Here is a 12,370-nt window from a genome sequence, read left to right on the forward strand (position 1 = left end):
CACAATGGAGTATGTCTCCTGAACGCTTCAGCGGACCGCCTCCCCTGGTGGTCGGTGTGCTGCCCGGCCAGCATGCGGAGGTGCTGCGGTCCGCCACCAGCCTGGCGGAAAAAATGAGCGCGCCTTTGCTGTGCGCCTACGTGGATGAGGCCAGCTACTTGGTCGAGTGGGACCCGGCGCGGTCAGCCCACAGGCTATCCCTGCACCCGGACAAGGACGACGCCGATGTCCGCGCGGTGAGCGAAGAGCTCCGCGGCGTTGTAGGGGCAGCCTGCGCCGGGAAGCCGGTTGAGTGGACGCTCCGGATCCTGGCCGGAGACCCGGCGCGCGCCCTGGGACACGTGGCTGCAGAGGTCAGCGCCTCCATGATTATCGTGGGCACGCCCGAGCGCGGACTGGGGCACCGCATCTCGGCAGCCCTCAACGGTTCCGTAGCCGCGTGGCTGACCCGCCACCAGGACCGGCCCGTCCTCGTGGTGCCCGCGCGCATGGGTGCCCACCGGGACGAGCCCGAGTGACCGCCGGGCCGGGCACCATCCATCACGGCTACGAGCGCAACTACAGGGAACTGGTGCTTTGGCTGGCCGCCGCGTCCGACGCGGACCGCCGCCGCCGCAGCGCAGGCACCCGCTGGACCAACGAGGAGCTCCTGTTCCACATGGTTTTCGGCTACATGGTGGTCCAGGCCCTGTTGCCCCTGGTTCGCATGTTTGCAGCCCTTCCGGCCCCCTTCAGCCGGGGATTCGCGCGGATACTCAACGCCGGAACTGCACCGTTCGACGTCGTCAATTACCTGGGATCCAAAGCAGCAGCCCGCGTATTCAATCGGAAACGGATGGCGGCCAAGCTCCGGCGGGTCGCGCGGGCGCTGGAGCGTCGGATGGGGGGCGAGTCAGCTGCGTCGCTGGCCCGGGGAATGTCATTTCCTGACCGCTGGGACCCTTTCTTCACGCCGTGGATGTCCGTGGCGGACGTCTATGCCTACCCTGTCCTGCACTTTGACTTCCATGCCACGCAGCTCAGTCCCGGCCCCGGCGCGACACCCAGGAAAGTCGGGACGAAAGACCCTGTGAAAATAAAGCGAAAGTAGTTATTCAGGGTGGTGGCGTTCACCGCGCCCGCCAAGTATGCTGGATTTCGCAGGCAGATGTTGTACCTGCCCCAAAAGCTGCTCCGGAGTGCGTATCCCCCAATAACGCACTCCGGAGCTTTTTAATGTCCGGCCGGCTTCCGCTGCGGCACCGGCCGCCCCTCAGGAGCACTCCCGTGACCTCAGCGCCAAGCCACTCCCCGACTGCCACGGCCGCCACGACTGCGCCCCTGTATGCGGCCGGATTCGTCACGGCCTTCGGTGCACACAGCATCGCAGCCGGAATGGGCGCCCACAGCGGTGATATCGGCCTGAGCCTGCTGAACCTGGGCATCCTCTTGGCTGTCTATGACCTGGCGGAGGTGGTGCTGAAACCGGTATTCGGCGCCCTGAGCGATCGGATCGGCACCAAACCCGTGGTCGTGGCAGGCCTTCTTGCCTTCGCCCTGATGTCGCTGATTGGACTGTGGGGGGCGAACCCCCTCATGCTTGGCCTCGCCCGAGTCGGCCAAGGCGCGGCCGCCTCTGCTTTTTCACCGGCTTCCTCCGCGATGGTGGCGAGGCTTGCAGGCCGCAACGCCGGCACGTACTTTGGCCGCTACGGTTCGTGGAAAAGCCTGGGCTATGTCGCGGGTCCCCTGATGGGCGCGGCGCTGATTTTCCTGGGCGGCTTCCCCCTGCTCTTCGCCGCCCTGGGAATCATCGCAGCGGCAACAGCGGTGTGGGCAATGGCAGCACTGCCCCGGCTGGAGCCTCTAGCCCGGCCCCGGTACACGCTGCTGGACCTTGCCCGCCAGGTAACGCACCGCAGTTTCCTGGTCCCCACGCTCGTCCTTGCGGCCGCCACCGGAGCCCTGGGCACAGCCATCGGCTTCCTCCCCGCACTCGCCACCCGGCACGGCCTGGACCCCGTAGCCGCCGTGGCCGCCGTCAGCCTGTTGGCACTCACCTCCGCAGTCACGCAACCCTGGATCGGCCGCCTGCGCGATCAGGGCCGGCTCCCTGACGGTCCGGGAATGACAGCGGGGCTGCTGTTGACGGCGGCCGGAATCGCAGCCGTGGCGCTGCTTCCCGGGCCGGTCACCATCTTCGTCGCGGCTGCTGCCATCGGTGTGGGCATCGGCACCGCAACACCGCTGGGTTTCGCGCATCTCGCCGCCACCACTCCGCCCGAGCGGCTGGGCCGGACCATGGGCTCGGCCGAGCTGGGACGGGAACTTGGCGACGCCGGAGGCCCCCTCCTGGTGGGTGCCGTGGCAACGGCGTCCGTACTGCCCGTGGGACTGGGGGTTCTCGCCGCGGCCGTGGCCGCCACGTCGCTGCTCGGCATGGGCAGCATGGCCCGCAGCGGTACTCCTGCGGAGCCCCCTGGGCCGAGGCCTTAACCCGGAGGCCCTGAGCCGGAACCCGCTGGCCGAAGCCTGTTGGGCCGGGGCTCGTCGGATATACCCCCTGGGGGTACTTGTCTTATACCCCTTAGGGGTATAAGTTGGGGGAATGGACTCACCTGAAGAAGCTGCCATCCGGACTGCAGACGCCGAAAACGTCCCCCAGCACGGCTACACCGCTAACAAAGAGGCGTATCTGCGGAGGCTCAAACGCATCGAGGGCCAGGTCCGTGGAATCGCCCGGATGGTGGATGAGGACAAGTACTGCATCGATATCCTCACCCAGGTTGCCGCGGTGAACAAGGCCCTGCACGCAGTGAGCCTCGGCCTCGTCGAAGAGCACATTGGCCACTGCGTCGTCGGAGCCGCCTCGGAGCCCGATCCGGCACTGCGCGCGGAAACCATCGACTTCAAGGTCAAGGAGGCCACCGATGCCATCGGGCGGCTGCTCCGCTAGCCCCGTCCCCGCCCGCCACACCTTCGGACTGATCCAACCGGCCCAGTCCGGCACCACCGGCACCGCCGAGAAAAAGGAGCAAACCATGAGCCCCGTATCCACCACCGTCAATGTGTCCGGCATGACCTGCGGCCACTGCGTGTCCTCAGTAAGCGAAGAACTCGAATCGCTGGAGGGTGTGGAAGCGGTCGACGTCGACCTCAACTCAGGCGGAATTTCCACCGTCACCATCACTTCCGAAAAGGCGCTCTCCCGCTCCGAAATCGGGGAAGCCGTTGCCGAGGCCGGCTACCTTGTGGTGGCCAACGACGCCTGAACGGCCCGCCTACCCCACTAGGACACAGGACGACAGAGGACACCGCGTGAGTAACGAGCAACTGCTGCACCAGCCGGGACCCCGGGTGATAGAACTGGACATCGAAGGCATGACGTGCGCTTCCTGCGTCAGCCGGGTGGAGCGCAAGCTCGGAAAGCTCGACGGCGTGGAGGCCTTGGTAAACCTGCCCCTCGAGTCGGCCCAGGTCACGGTCCCGGCCGGCATCACTGACGAACAAATAACGGCCACCGTGGAAGCGGCAGGCTACAAGGCAAAAGTCCGGCCGCCGCGCTACCCAAGCCAAGGTTCCGGCCACGAAACCGATGCGCCCGGCGTGCCCGCTCGTACGTCGCTTGTGCGCACGCTGTCGCGCAGCGATTCCGCGCCGGCTGACACCGGAAGGCTGCCCGCTGACGGCACAGCCTTCGGAGGCGACGCCGGGGGCATGCGGCAGCATGCGTCTAAGGGAGGAACGACCGAGCATGCAGAGCATGTCGCCGGCGGCGCCGCCACGCAACTCAAGCCCCGGCTTATGCTTGCGGCCGTTCTGACGGTCCCGGTGTTCGTGATTTCAATGTTCCCGGCGTTCCAGTTCGCCAACTGGGGCTGGGTTGTGGGCGCCCTGGCCTTGCCAGTCGCGAGCTGGGCGGCCTGGCCGTTCCACCGCGCAGCCGCCATCAACGCCCGGCACTTCGCCTCAACGATGGACACCCTGGTCTCTATCGGCGTCATTGCCGCCTACCTCTTCTCAGCCTGGCAGTTGCTGGCGGATCCCCGCCTGACCGAACACCCCGGCATGGAAATGGGATCGGGCGGCCTGTACTTCGAAGTGGCCTCAGTGGTCACGACGTTCCTCCTCCTGGGCCGCTACCTGGAAGCAAACGCCAAGCAAAAAGCCGGCGACGCCCTCAAGGCGCTCCTGAACCTGGGTGCGAAGGATGCCACGGTGCTGGCAGACGGCGCGGAGCTGAGGATTCCGGCCGACCAACTGGTGGTGGGCGACGTCATGGTGGTCCGCCCCGGTGAAAAGATCGCCACCGACGGTGTGGTGATCGACGGCGCCTCCGCCGTGGATGCCTCCCTGGTCACGGGTGAGTCGGTGCCGGTGGAAGTGGGGCCGGACAGTAGTGTCACGGGCGCCACCATCAACACGTCCGGCCGGCTCCTGGTGCGGGCCACCCGGGTCGGCTCGGAGACCACACTCGCCCAGATGGCACGGCTGGTTTCCCAGGCGCAGACCGGAAAGGCCCCGATCGCACGCCTCGCGGACCGCATCAGTGCGGTGTTCGTTCCGATTGTGCTGGTCATCGCCATCGTCACCTTCACCGTATGGCTGCTGATCGCCGCGCCCGCCATCACCGATGCTGAACTGCGCGCGGCCTTCACAGCCGCGGTGGCGGTGCTGGTCATAGCCTGTCCCTGCGCACTGGGCCTGGCCACTCCGGTCGGACTCCTCACGGGTACAGGCCGCGGCGCCCAGCTCGGGATTCTGATTAAGGGTCCGCAGGTTCTTGAAGACACGCGCACCGTGGACACCATCCTGCTGGATAAAACCGGCACAGTGACCACCGGACGTCTGGCCGTTGACGCCACCAACGCCTTCGGAACCTACAGCAGCGCCGACGTGTTGCGTCTAGCCGGGGCGGTTGAGGCCTCTTCCGAGCACCCCATCGCTCATGCGATCGCGGCTGCGGCAGTGTCCGCGGAGAGCCGGAACGACGACGGCGGGCGGCTTCCCGCCGTCGAGCATTTCCGTTCCGCTCCGGGCGGCGGAGTTTCCGGCCGTGTGGCGGGCCGGCATGTCACGGCCGGACGGACGGGCTGGCTGCTGGAAAACGGCATACCGGTGACTACGGAGCAGCGGGAGGCCCTACGGACCGCGGAAGAGTCCGGGGCTACCGCCATCTGGGTTGCCGTGGACGGGCAGCCGGCAGGGATTGTCTCGTTGCGCGACACGATCAAGCCGGGCTCGGCGGCAGCGATCTCGCGGCTGAAGCAACTGGGCCTTCGGCCGATCCTGCTGACCGGGGACAACGCGGCGGTGGCCGCTCAAGTGGCAGCCGCCGTCGGCATCGCTCCGGACGATGTGTTTGCCGGGGTGCTGCCGGAGGGCAAGGTCGCGGCCGTGCGGAAACTGCAGGCCGGCGGCGCCACGGTTGCCATGGCCGGTGACGGCGTGAATGACGCCGCGGCCCTGGCGCAGGCCGACCTGGGCATCGCTATGGGATCGGGCACAGACGTGGCCATCGAAGCGGCGGACCTCACCGTCATGGGCAACGACCTGGGGCAGGTGGCGCAGGCCATCCAGCTGTCCCGGCAGACGCTGGCCACTATCAAGACCAACCTGTTCTGGGCATTCTTCTACAACGCCGTCGGCATTCCCGTGGCGGCGCTGGGGCTGCTGAACCCGATGATCGCCGGCGCCGCGATGGCCGCGAGTTCCGTGCTGGTGGTGGCTAACTCGCTGCGGCTCCGCCGCTTCGGCCGGCCCTCACCGACCGGCCGGGCAGCCTAGGCGGCGCCGAAGCGGACGGCCGCACGGGCGCGGGCTTTGGCGGCCTCCTCATCCCGGTGCTTTGCCGGGGCGTGCGTCACCAGCGAATCGAGCAGGTGCTGAGTGATGTGGGCGATCTCGTGCACGGCCTCCTCAAAGGCCTCTTCATTGGCCTTGGAGGGCTTGGTGCTGCCGCTGATCTTGCGCACATACTGCAGGGCGGCGGCGTGCACCTCGTCGGAGGTAGCGTGCGGTTCAAAGTTGTGGAGGGTTCGGATATTCCGGCACATAAAGCCATGCTAGGCTCTGGAACGCTTGGGATCGACCCCTTAGCCTGTGCTGTATAAGTTCCTGCTCGCATGGGGAGTGCTGCATGGGGAGCGGTGCCCATCGACGGTGGGTTGGGCCGCGGGATAGGTTCTAGGTAATGGATCTTCCGGATGAGCCGGGGGCCGCTGGGGAGCCGATCGGATCGGGTCCGTTGACTAAAGGAGATAACTAATGGCTATTTGGGGTGCAGACATTGCTCAGCTCAAGGCGCTCGGAACCAAGCTTCAGGCTGGTTCGTCCGAGATTGAGAAGCAGAAGTCGCAGCTGTCGAAGGCTCTTGACGGCACTGACTGGAAGGGTCCGGACGCGGACAAGTTCCGCAGCGAGTGGTCCGGTTCGCACGTGACGGCCCTGGCCAAGGTGGCACAGGCGCTGCAGGAAGCCGGCAAGCAGGCTACCAAGAACGCTTCCCAGCAGGAAGAGGCTTCCCGCTAGGAAGCCAGCTCCCGCCAGGGATGGATTCAGCGGAAGTACCGTTTACATGCGGATGCCCCGGACGCACACAGCGTCCGGGGCATCCGGCTTTTAATCACCGCGGGTTTAATCACCGCGGGCCGTCGCCGCATCATGCGGAGCTGCCTACGGGACCGGTTCGACGTCGTTTGCGTGATCCAGCGGCCCCGGAGCCGCCGCGTCGGCCGGTCCGGGGATGCCGGCAGCGGCAGTCGCGGCCCGCGCACCGCGGAGTTCATCCACCCGGACCAGCACCACGCCGCCGACAATCAGCACCCCGCCGAGGAGCTGGATGGGCCCGGGCAGTTCACCGAGCAGGAGCCAGGCCCAGATGACGGCGAAGAGCACTTCGGTGAGCGACACGAAGGACGCCACCTTGGAACCCAGCGCCCGTGCGGCCACAATGCCTGAAACGTAGGCCAGGACGGTGGCCAGGACAATCAGGCCACCCAGCGGCACCCACCACGGTGTGGTCCACGGCCCCAGCTTGGTGTCCGCGGTGCTGGATGCCATGGGCAGTAGGCCCGTGGCGGCTGCCAGCCACATCACCGCAGCACCCACCATGAGGCCGCCGGATGCCAGGACAATCGGCGGCAGCGTGTCATTTTCCTTGGCCGTGATGAAGAAGTAGATAGCCAGGCAGACGGCTGCAGCGATTCCCCACAGGACACCGACGAAATCGATCTTCACTGCACCCGTCAGGTCCAGCACCAGGACCAGTCCGCCCAGGGAAAACAGGGTTCCCGCAATGGTGAGGGGGCGTGGACGACGGCGGCTAGCTGCCCATAGCCAGAGCACGATGATCACCGGGGCCAGGTATTCGAGGAGCAGGGCTACGCCGACGGACAGACGCGCCACGGCGTTGAAGTAGAAGAGCTGGCATGCTGCTACGCCAATGAGCCCGAACAGCAGGATGGTCAGCCAGTTGTCCTTCAGCTGGTTCCAGCGGCCGCGCAGCGCTGGGACGGCCGGGACGGCCAGGATTATCGCCGCACCGGTGAGGCGTGCCGTCACTGCAGCGCCGGGGGTCCAGCCGGTTTCGAGCAGGGCTTTCGCAAACGATCCGGAGAGTCCGAAAACCGCCGAAGAGAACAACGCAACGCCGAGCCCTGACGCCAGGAAGCCGGCAGCAGGCCCGGGAGTGGCGCCGGGCCGGGAAACGGCGCCCTTGACGGGTAGTTCGGCGCGTTTGCTTACGGCAGGCACGGCTGCCTCCTGTCAGGAGTAAAGTGGGGTTATGGTCATGACATTACGCCCGGATCCTGTAAGGAGTCAAGATGGTTTTTGCCCCTGACACTGAAGTGGCGCTTCGCACTGTGGTGAGGCTGATCAACAGCGCCGCCAACGGCGAAGAGCACCTGGCCACGATCGGGGATTTGGACCGCTTCCTCCGGGAGGAAGGCTTCTCGGGAGCGAGGGCGCGGGACACGGCTGAGCTGGCCAGCGTCCATAAGCTGCGGGGCCAGCTCACCGAGCTGTGGACCATGGATGAGGGCTCGGCCGTCGAAACAGTTAACCGGCTGCTCCGGGAAGCCAATGCGCTACCGCAACTGATCAAGCACGATGAATGGGACTGGCACCTGCACGCCACAACGCGGGAGGCCCCCTTGGCGGACAGAATGAGCACCGAGGCCGCCATGGCGCTCGTGGATGTGATCCGCAGCAAGGAGATGGACCGGATGCTCGTGTGCGCCGCGGAAGATTGCGACGCAGTGGTGCTGGATCTCAGCCGGAACCGGTCCAAGCGGTATTGCGATACCGGGAACTGCGCCAACAGGGCGCACGTTGCGGCCTACCGCGCCCGGAAGGCAGCCTCATAGAACCGCCGCTGGCGGGAACACCCGCCGCGAGCCGGCGCCGGTAAGGGTCTAGCGGGAGTCGCTGCCGGGCGCGGAATCCGGCGCCCCCGGGGCCTGGGGCTCCGAGCGGGCGGAGTAGCCGTGACCAGAAGACTTCTTGGAGCTGAGGTTGACGCCGGACCCCTTGCCCAGGTGGTCGGCGTTGTCCTTGTGGCTCATCGAGAGCATCGCGGCGATGACCAGGGTCACAATGAAGGCGATGCCGGCACCGGTGAAGGCGAGGTCGAAACGGGGGGCCCGGGAGCTGCCCCCGGAGGCGAAGATCAGCACGGCAAAGAACGCCAGGACAGCCCAGAATGCGGAGAACATGAGGGGTCCCTTGACCGAGGTCCGCAGATTTCGCGGTTCTCCTGGTTTCTGGTGTGCCAAGGTGTTTCCTCCCGTGGGCACGGCCGGGGCACGGCCGCAGTAGTCAAGCGATTGTTCTACACGGAGTAGAACCGTTCCTTACTAGTTTACGGCCTCGCTGGAAACCGACCGTGCATCGTGCCGCAGGGTCAGGGCCGCCAGGATCCAAAGAACGCCGGAAATGATCGCTCCGCCCCCGGCTACTCCCAGCAGGGCATGCGCTCCGAGACTGATAAAGAACGGAAGCGCCACAGCAGTTCCCAGGCCGATCACGCCTGAAGCCAGCCAGTCGCGGGCCAGGACACCGCGGCCGCGGTAGAGGATACCGAGGTAGAGTTCCGCTGCCCCCAGCAGGCCAAGACCCAGCGCACCGATGACGCCGAGCACAAGTTCGCTGCCCAGAAACGCTACGGCCACACCTGCTCCGGTCATGGCGGCCCCGGCTGCGGCCATGACCTTGCCGGCCGGCTGTTTGGCGGCGATGCCGAACTGTCCGATTCCGCGGAGCAGCGTCACGCCGGTGGCCAACAGGTAAAGTCCGCCCACCCAGCCCATTTCGGATGCCGACGGCGACGCCCAGAAGATGGTTACTGCGCCGAAGGCAAGGGCTGCTACGGCCCTGGTGAGCACCGGCTTCCACAGGTCCGCGGCGGGAGCGGTGAGGGCAGCAGGATCGGCAGGGGATGCGGGGAGGGTCACGCGTCCAGTTTAGTGCGCAGCGGATTCCACGCGAACCGGGCAGGAGAATTGGCCCGGAGGCCCACCCGGAAACCGGCTTAGGACGAACCGACCACCATCCACTTGTCGGTCCTCGCCCGCAGGCCCAGGGTCACTGCGCGAGCGGACATGTAGCCCAGCGAAAAGGCCACCCACAGCCACGCAAGCCCTGCGGCGTCGTCGACAGCGGCGAGCCGCACAGCCACCAGCAGGGGCGCGTACACGGCAAGGTTGACGACGCCGGCGATCGCCAGGTACTTCGCATCACCGGCCCCAATGAGGACGCCGTCCAGGACGAAGACATAGCCGGCCAGGGGCTGGCCCACGGCGAGAACCCACAGGGCGAGCATTAGCGCGGACTGGACGCCGGCGTCGGACGTGAACAGGCCACCCGCCCACGGGGCCGCAACGGCCAGCAGCACACCGGTGACCACACCGAAACCTGCACCCCAGCGGATCATGGTCCTGGTCAGCTCACGCGCTTTGGCAGGATTGGCCGCACCCAACTCTTTGCCGATCAGGGCCTGGGCGGCGATGGCAAGGGCATCCAGGGCAAACGCCAGGAAGGTGAAGATGGTCATGGCCAGCTGGTGGGCAGCCAAGTTCACTGAGCCTTGGGCCGTAACCACCAGCACCGTTGCGAGGATCGCTATGCGCAAGCTCAGTGTCCGAAGCATGAGCCACGACCCCACCTTGGTCATGGCCCGCACTCCCCGCCAGTCCGGCCGCAGCGAAACGCCGTGGTTGCGGGCATTGCGCTGGACGATGACCAGGTACACCAGGGCCATTGCCCACTGGGCGATACTGGTGCCCACTGCGGAACCGGTCACGGACCAATTCAGTCCGTAGACCAGGGCGAGATTGAGGAGAATGTTCAGCGCGAAGCCCACTGACGCCACGACCAGCGGGGTCCGCGTGTCCTGCAGGCCGCGCAGCACCCCGGTACCGGCAAAGATCAGCAGCATGGCCACGAGCCCGGGCATGGACCAGCGAAGGTAGTCGACCGCGAACTGGCGGACATCGCCCGTGGCGCCCATCAGGTCGACCAGAAGCTCGGCACCCGCAAACCCTGCCGCCGCGAGTACCAGGCCGAGGACCAGTGCCAGCCAGACGCCATCCCGGCCTGCCGCCAGCGCCTTGGGAAGCTTGCCCTCGCCGATGGCACGGGCAACCGCCGGGGTGGTGGAGTATGCCAGGAACACCATGAGTCCAACGGCCGTGTGGAGGACCGCGGAAGCCAGCCCCACTCCTGCCAGTTGCGCCACCCCGAGATGGCCAACGATGGCCGAGTCCGCCAGCAGGAAGAGCGGTTCGGCGATGAGGGCGCCGAATGCCGGGACGGCGAGGCGGAGGATTTCCCGGGTGTTCCGGCCGGCGGGTACAACTTCGGCGGTGGCGCGTGATTCTGGCACGGATTCAGCCTAGCGGGAGAGACCTGTCACATGCCGCCTCATATACTTGACTCTTCAACCAATTCTTGTCAGTGTTGATTATTGAAGTTTCAATGGCGCGTTCCTCACGGCGCGTGCGGCAATGTCCCACCGATCTCCGAAATGGCGAAACTCCCATGAACCAGTCCAAACTGACCACCACAGCACTCACTATCCTGCGCGTCATAGCTGGATTCCTCTTCGCAGCCCACGGCTGGCAGAAGTTCAATGAGTGGACCATCGCGGGCACGCAGGCGTCCTTCGCCAAAATGGGTGTGCCGGCCGCCGAACTGGCTGCACCTGCCGTCGCCACCCTCGAGCTAGTTGGCGGCGTCGCCCTGATTCTCGGGGTGCTCACGCGCATCTTCGCCGCACTCCTCGCGGTCAACATGCTCGGCGCGCTGTTCCTGGTCCACGCTTCTGCCGGCGTCTTCGCCGCCACGGGCGGTTACGAGCTGGTGCTGCTGCTGGCAGCCGGAGCCGGAGCCATTGCCCTGACCGGCGCGGGCAAGGTAGCCGTGGACCGGGCATTGTTCGGCCGCAGCAACTCGAAGCTCAGCGTCCTCGCCTAAGCAGCCGCTGAAGCAATCAATCAGCGCTCGACGCCGGGCCGGTCACCGCATGTGGCCGGCCCGGCGTCGTTTTATGCGGAACCGAAAACATTCCCGTTCGGGAATATTAGCCTGACACGCCCGTCAATTCGTTGGGCACGTGCGGCAGCTCGGCTGGTGCCGGACCGAAGGTCCACGGTATGGATCACCCGCGGGCCGGCTCGGTCACGTAAGCAGTGGAGCCCTGCACGAACAGCGCGGGGCGCGGGTCCTGCCACGTCTCCGATTCCTCCCACGCCTCCACCACGGGAACAGTCGACGTGATGTTGCCGGTCAGCGGATCGATGATCCTCGGGACTGGTCACTTTTGGAAATCTCGCCGTCGCGGTATATCAGATGCCATTCTCACAGCCACCACAACCGCCCCCTCCCCTGCCGCCGCCTCGCCGTGAACACCCAAGCAGTCCCCGTTCCGCACCAGCTCGCTCCGGTTCTGGCCCGTTCCAGCCCCGAGAACGGCGATTCCCCGCCTTGCTTCGTCATCTCGCGGAGGGCGCCGCCTTCTTCCGCCAGCCTGCCGGGTCAAAGATCTCCACTTCGGTTCAGACGCGGCATCAAACACCTGAACGCATTTCCTGTCGACACCAGGACATGGCGGCCATCGCCCGCGGGGTTCAGCCTGTTGAAGCCCGCGAGCTCCGCCTCGCCCACCACTTCCAGTGAGGCGGCGTCGAGCACCGCGATGCCCTCGGCATGCGTCATGACCAGCGTGGGCATCGAGAGCCCTGGACTTAGCTTCGCAAACCAAACATCGGTTGACTGCGTTGAGACACGAAATAACAAAAACTCACAGAAATGAAACAAATATCCTTGACCTTTGAAACGATCCACTGATAAACCTGTTCCGACGCATCAGGGCTACACGGCCCTTACCAGT

Annotated in this window: 15 protein-coding genes; 9 read left to right on the plus strand and 6 right to left on the minus strand. The window is 66.2% G+C overall.

Annotated features, from left to right (window positions below):
- The first annotated feature begins 11 nt into the window (after window positions 1-11).
- The 6 genes from J2S97_RS13425 (at window position 12) to J2S97_RS13450 (ending at window position 5,766) form a co-directional block, all read left to right on the plus strand.
- Window positions 12-518, plus strand: coding sequence for a universal stress protein (locus J2S97_RS13425; protein WP_307050220.1), 507 nt, complete (start codon window positions 12-14; stop codon window positions 516-518).
- Window positions 515-1,090: a DinB family protein gene (locus tag J2S97_RS13430; protein ID WP_307050222.1), complete on the plus strand. Its 576-nt coding sequence runs from the start codon at window positions 515-517 to the stop codon at window positions 1,088-1,090. Before J2S97_RS13425 ends, J2S97_RS13430 begins: the two co-directional genes overlap by 4 nt.
- A 176-nt stretch (window positions 1,091-1,266) precedes the next feature.
- A complete protein-coding gene (locus J2S97_RS13435) occupies window positions 1,267-2,475 on the plus strand; it encodes an MFS transporter (protein ID WP_307050224.1) in 1,209 nt (402 codons plus the stop codon).
- Window positions 2,476-2,587: 112 nt separating this feature from the next.
- Window positions 2,588-2,935 (plus strand): metal-sensitive transcriptional regulator, encoded by a 348-nt coding sequence (locus J2S97_RS13440; RefSeq protein WP_307050227.1) that lies wholly within the window; start codon window positions 2,588-2,590, stop codon window positions 2,933-2,935.
- Between the two features lie 85 nt (window positions 2,936-3,020).
- Window positions 3,021-3,251 carry a heavy-metal-associated domain-containing protein gene (locus tag J2S97_RS13445; protein ID WP_307050229.1) on the plus strand — a complete coding sequence of 77 codons (231 nt, stop codon included), beginning with the start codon at window positions 3,021-3,023 and terminating at the stop codon, window positions 3,249-3,251.
- A 46-nt stretch (window positions 3,252-3,297) separates the two neighbouring features.
- Window positions 3,298-5,766, plus strand: coding sequence for a heavy metal translocating P-type ATPase (locus J2S97_RS13450; protein ID WP_307050231.1), 2,469 nt, complete (start codon window positions 3,298-3,300; stop codon window positions 5,764-5,766).
- Here the strand turns inward: J2S97_RS13450 and J2S97_RS13455 are convergent.
- On the minus strand, window positions 5,763-6,035 hold the full coding sequence (locus tag J2S97_RS13455; protein ID WP_307050233.1) for a DUF2277 domain-containing protein: 273 nt from the start codon (window positions 6,033-6,035) through the stop codon (window positions 5,763-5,765). The genes J2S97_RS13450 and J2S97_RS13455 overlap by 4 nt on opposite strands.
- 211 nt (window positions 6,036-6,246) lie before the next feature.
- Here J2S97_RS13455 and J2S97_RS13460 point away from each other — a divergent pair, with 211 nt between their 5' ends.
- A complete protein-coding gene (locus tag J2S97_RS13460) occupies window positions 6,247-6,510 on the plus strand; it encodes a hypothetical protein (protein WP_104172623.1) in 264 nt (87 codons plus the stop codon).
- Window positions 6,511-6,654: 144 nt separating this feature from the next.
- Here J2S97_RS13460 and J2S97_RS13465 read toward each other — a convergent pair whose 3' ends face one another.
- Complete coding sequence (locus J2S97_RS13465) at window positions 6,655-7,647, minus strand: EamA family transporter (RefSeq protein ID WP_307050599.1); 993 nt, start codon at window positions 7,645-7,647, stop codon at window positions 6,655-6,657.
- 158 nt (window positions 7,648-7,805) lie between these two features.
- On the opposite strand from J2S97_RS13465, the gene J2S97_RS13470 reads away from it, so the two are divergent.
- On the plus strand, window positions 7,806-8,348 hold the full coding sequence (locus J2S97_RS13470) for a CGNR zinc finger domain-containing protein (RefSeq protein ID WP_307050235.1): 543 nt from the start codon (window positions 7,806-7,808) through the stop codon (window positions 8,346-8,348).
- Window positions 8,349-8,396: 48 nt separating this feature from the next.
- On the opposite strand, the gene J2S97_RS13475 is transcribed toward J2S97_RS13470, so the two are convergent.
- From J2S97_RS13475 to J2S97_RS13485, 3 genes are all read right to left on the minus strand, one after another.
- Window positions 8,397-8,756: a hypothetical protein gene (locus J2S97_RS13475; RefSeq protein WP_307050237.1), complete on the minus strand. Its 360-nt coding sequence runs from the start codon at window positions 8,754-8,756 to the stop codon at window positions 8,397-8,399.
- An 81-nt stretch (window positions 8,757-8,837) separates the two neighbouring features.
- Complete coding sequence (locus tag J2S97_RS13480; RefSeq protein ID WP_307050239.1) at window positions 8,838-9,434, minus strand: hypothetical protein; 597 nt, start codon at window positions 9,432-9,434, stop codon at window positions 8,838-8,840.
- A 77-nt stretch (window positions 9,435-9,511) separates the two neighbouring features.
- On the minus strand, window positions 9,512-10,864 hold the full coding sequence (locus J2S97_RS13485) for an MATE family efflux transporter (protein ID WP_307050240.1): 1,353 nt from the start codon (window positions 10,862-10,864) through the stop codon (window positions 9,512-9,514).
- Between the two features lie 155 nt (window positions 10,865-11,019).
- Here J2S97_RS13485 and J2S97_RS13490 point away from each other — a divergent pair, with 155 nt between their 5' ends.
- The gene (locus tag J2S97_RS13490; protein ID WP_307050242.1) at window positions 11,020-11,454 is read left to right on the plus strand and encodes a DoxX family protein; all 435 of its coding nucleotides are present in this window, start codon (window positions 11,020-11,022) and stop codon (window positions 11,452-11,454) included.
- Window positions 11,455-12,015: 561 nt separating this feature from the next.
- Here the strand turns inward: J2S97_RS13490 and J2S97_RS13495 are convergent.
- Window positions 12,016-12,210: a hypothetical protein gene (locus J2S97_RS13495; protein ID WP_307050244.1), complete on the minus strand. Its 195-nt coding sequence runs from the start codon at window positions 12,208-12,210 to the stop codon at window positions 12,016-12,018.
- Window positions 12,211-12,370: the final 160 nt, after the last annotated feature.

It is taken from the genome of Arthrobacter oryzae, assembly GCF_030812315.1.
Lineage (GTDB): Bacteria > Actinomycetota > Actinomycetes > Actinomycetales > Micrococcaceae > Arthrobacter > Arthrobacter oryzae_B.

Coding starts and splice junctions, on each gene's coding strand:
- J2S97_RS13455 (WP_307050233.1), bottom strand. CDS start 6,035: ATGTGCCGGAATATCCGAACCCTCCACAACTTTGAACCGCACGCTACC.
- J2S97_RS13495 (WP_307050244.1), bottom strand. CDS start 12,210: ATGCCCACGCTGGTCATGACGCATGCCGAGGGCATCGCGGTGCTCGAC.
- J2S97_RS13440 (WP_307050227.1), top strand. CDS start 2,588: ATGGACTCACCTGAAGAAGCTGCCATCCGGACTGCAGACGCCGAAAAC.
- J2S97_RS13445 (WP_307050229.1), top strand. CDS start 3,021: ATGAGCCCCGTATCCACCACCGTCAATGTGTCCGGCATGACCTGCGGC.
- J2S97_RS13490 (WP_307050242.1), top strand. CDS start 11,020: ATGAACCAGTCCAAACTGACCACCACAGCACTCACTATCCTGCGCGTC.
- J2S97_RS13470 (WP_307050235.1), top strand. CDS start 7,806: ATGGTTTTTGCCCCTGACACTGAAGTGGCGCTTCGCACTGTGGTGAGG.
- J2S97_RS13425 (WP_307050220.1), top strand. CDS start 12: ATGTCTCCTGAACGCTTCAGCGGACCGCCTCCCCTGGTGGTCGGTGTG.
- J2S97_RS13460 (WP_104172623.1), top strand. CDS start 6,247: ATGGCTATTTGGGGTGCAGACATTGCTCAGCTCAAGGCGCTCGGAACC.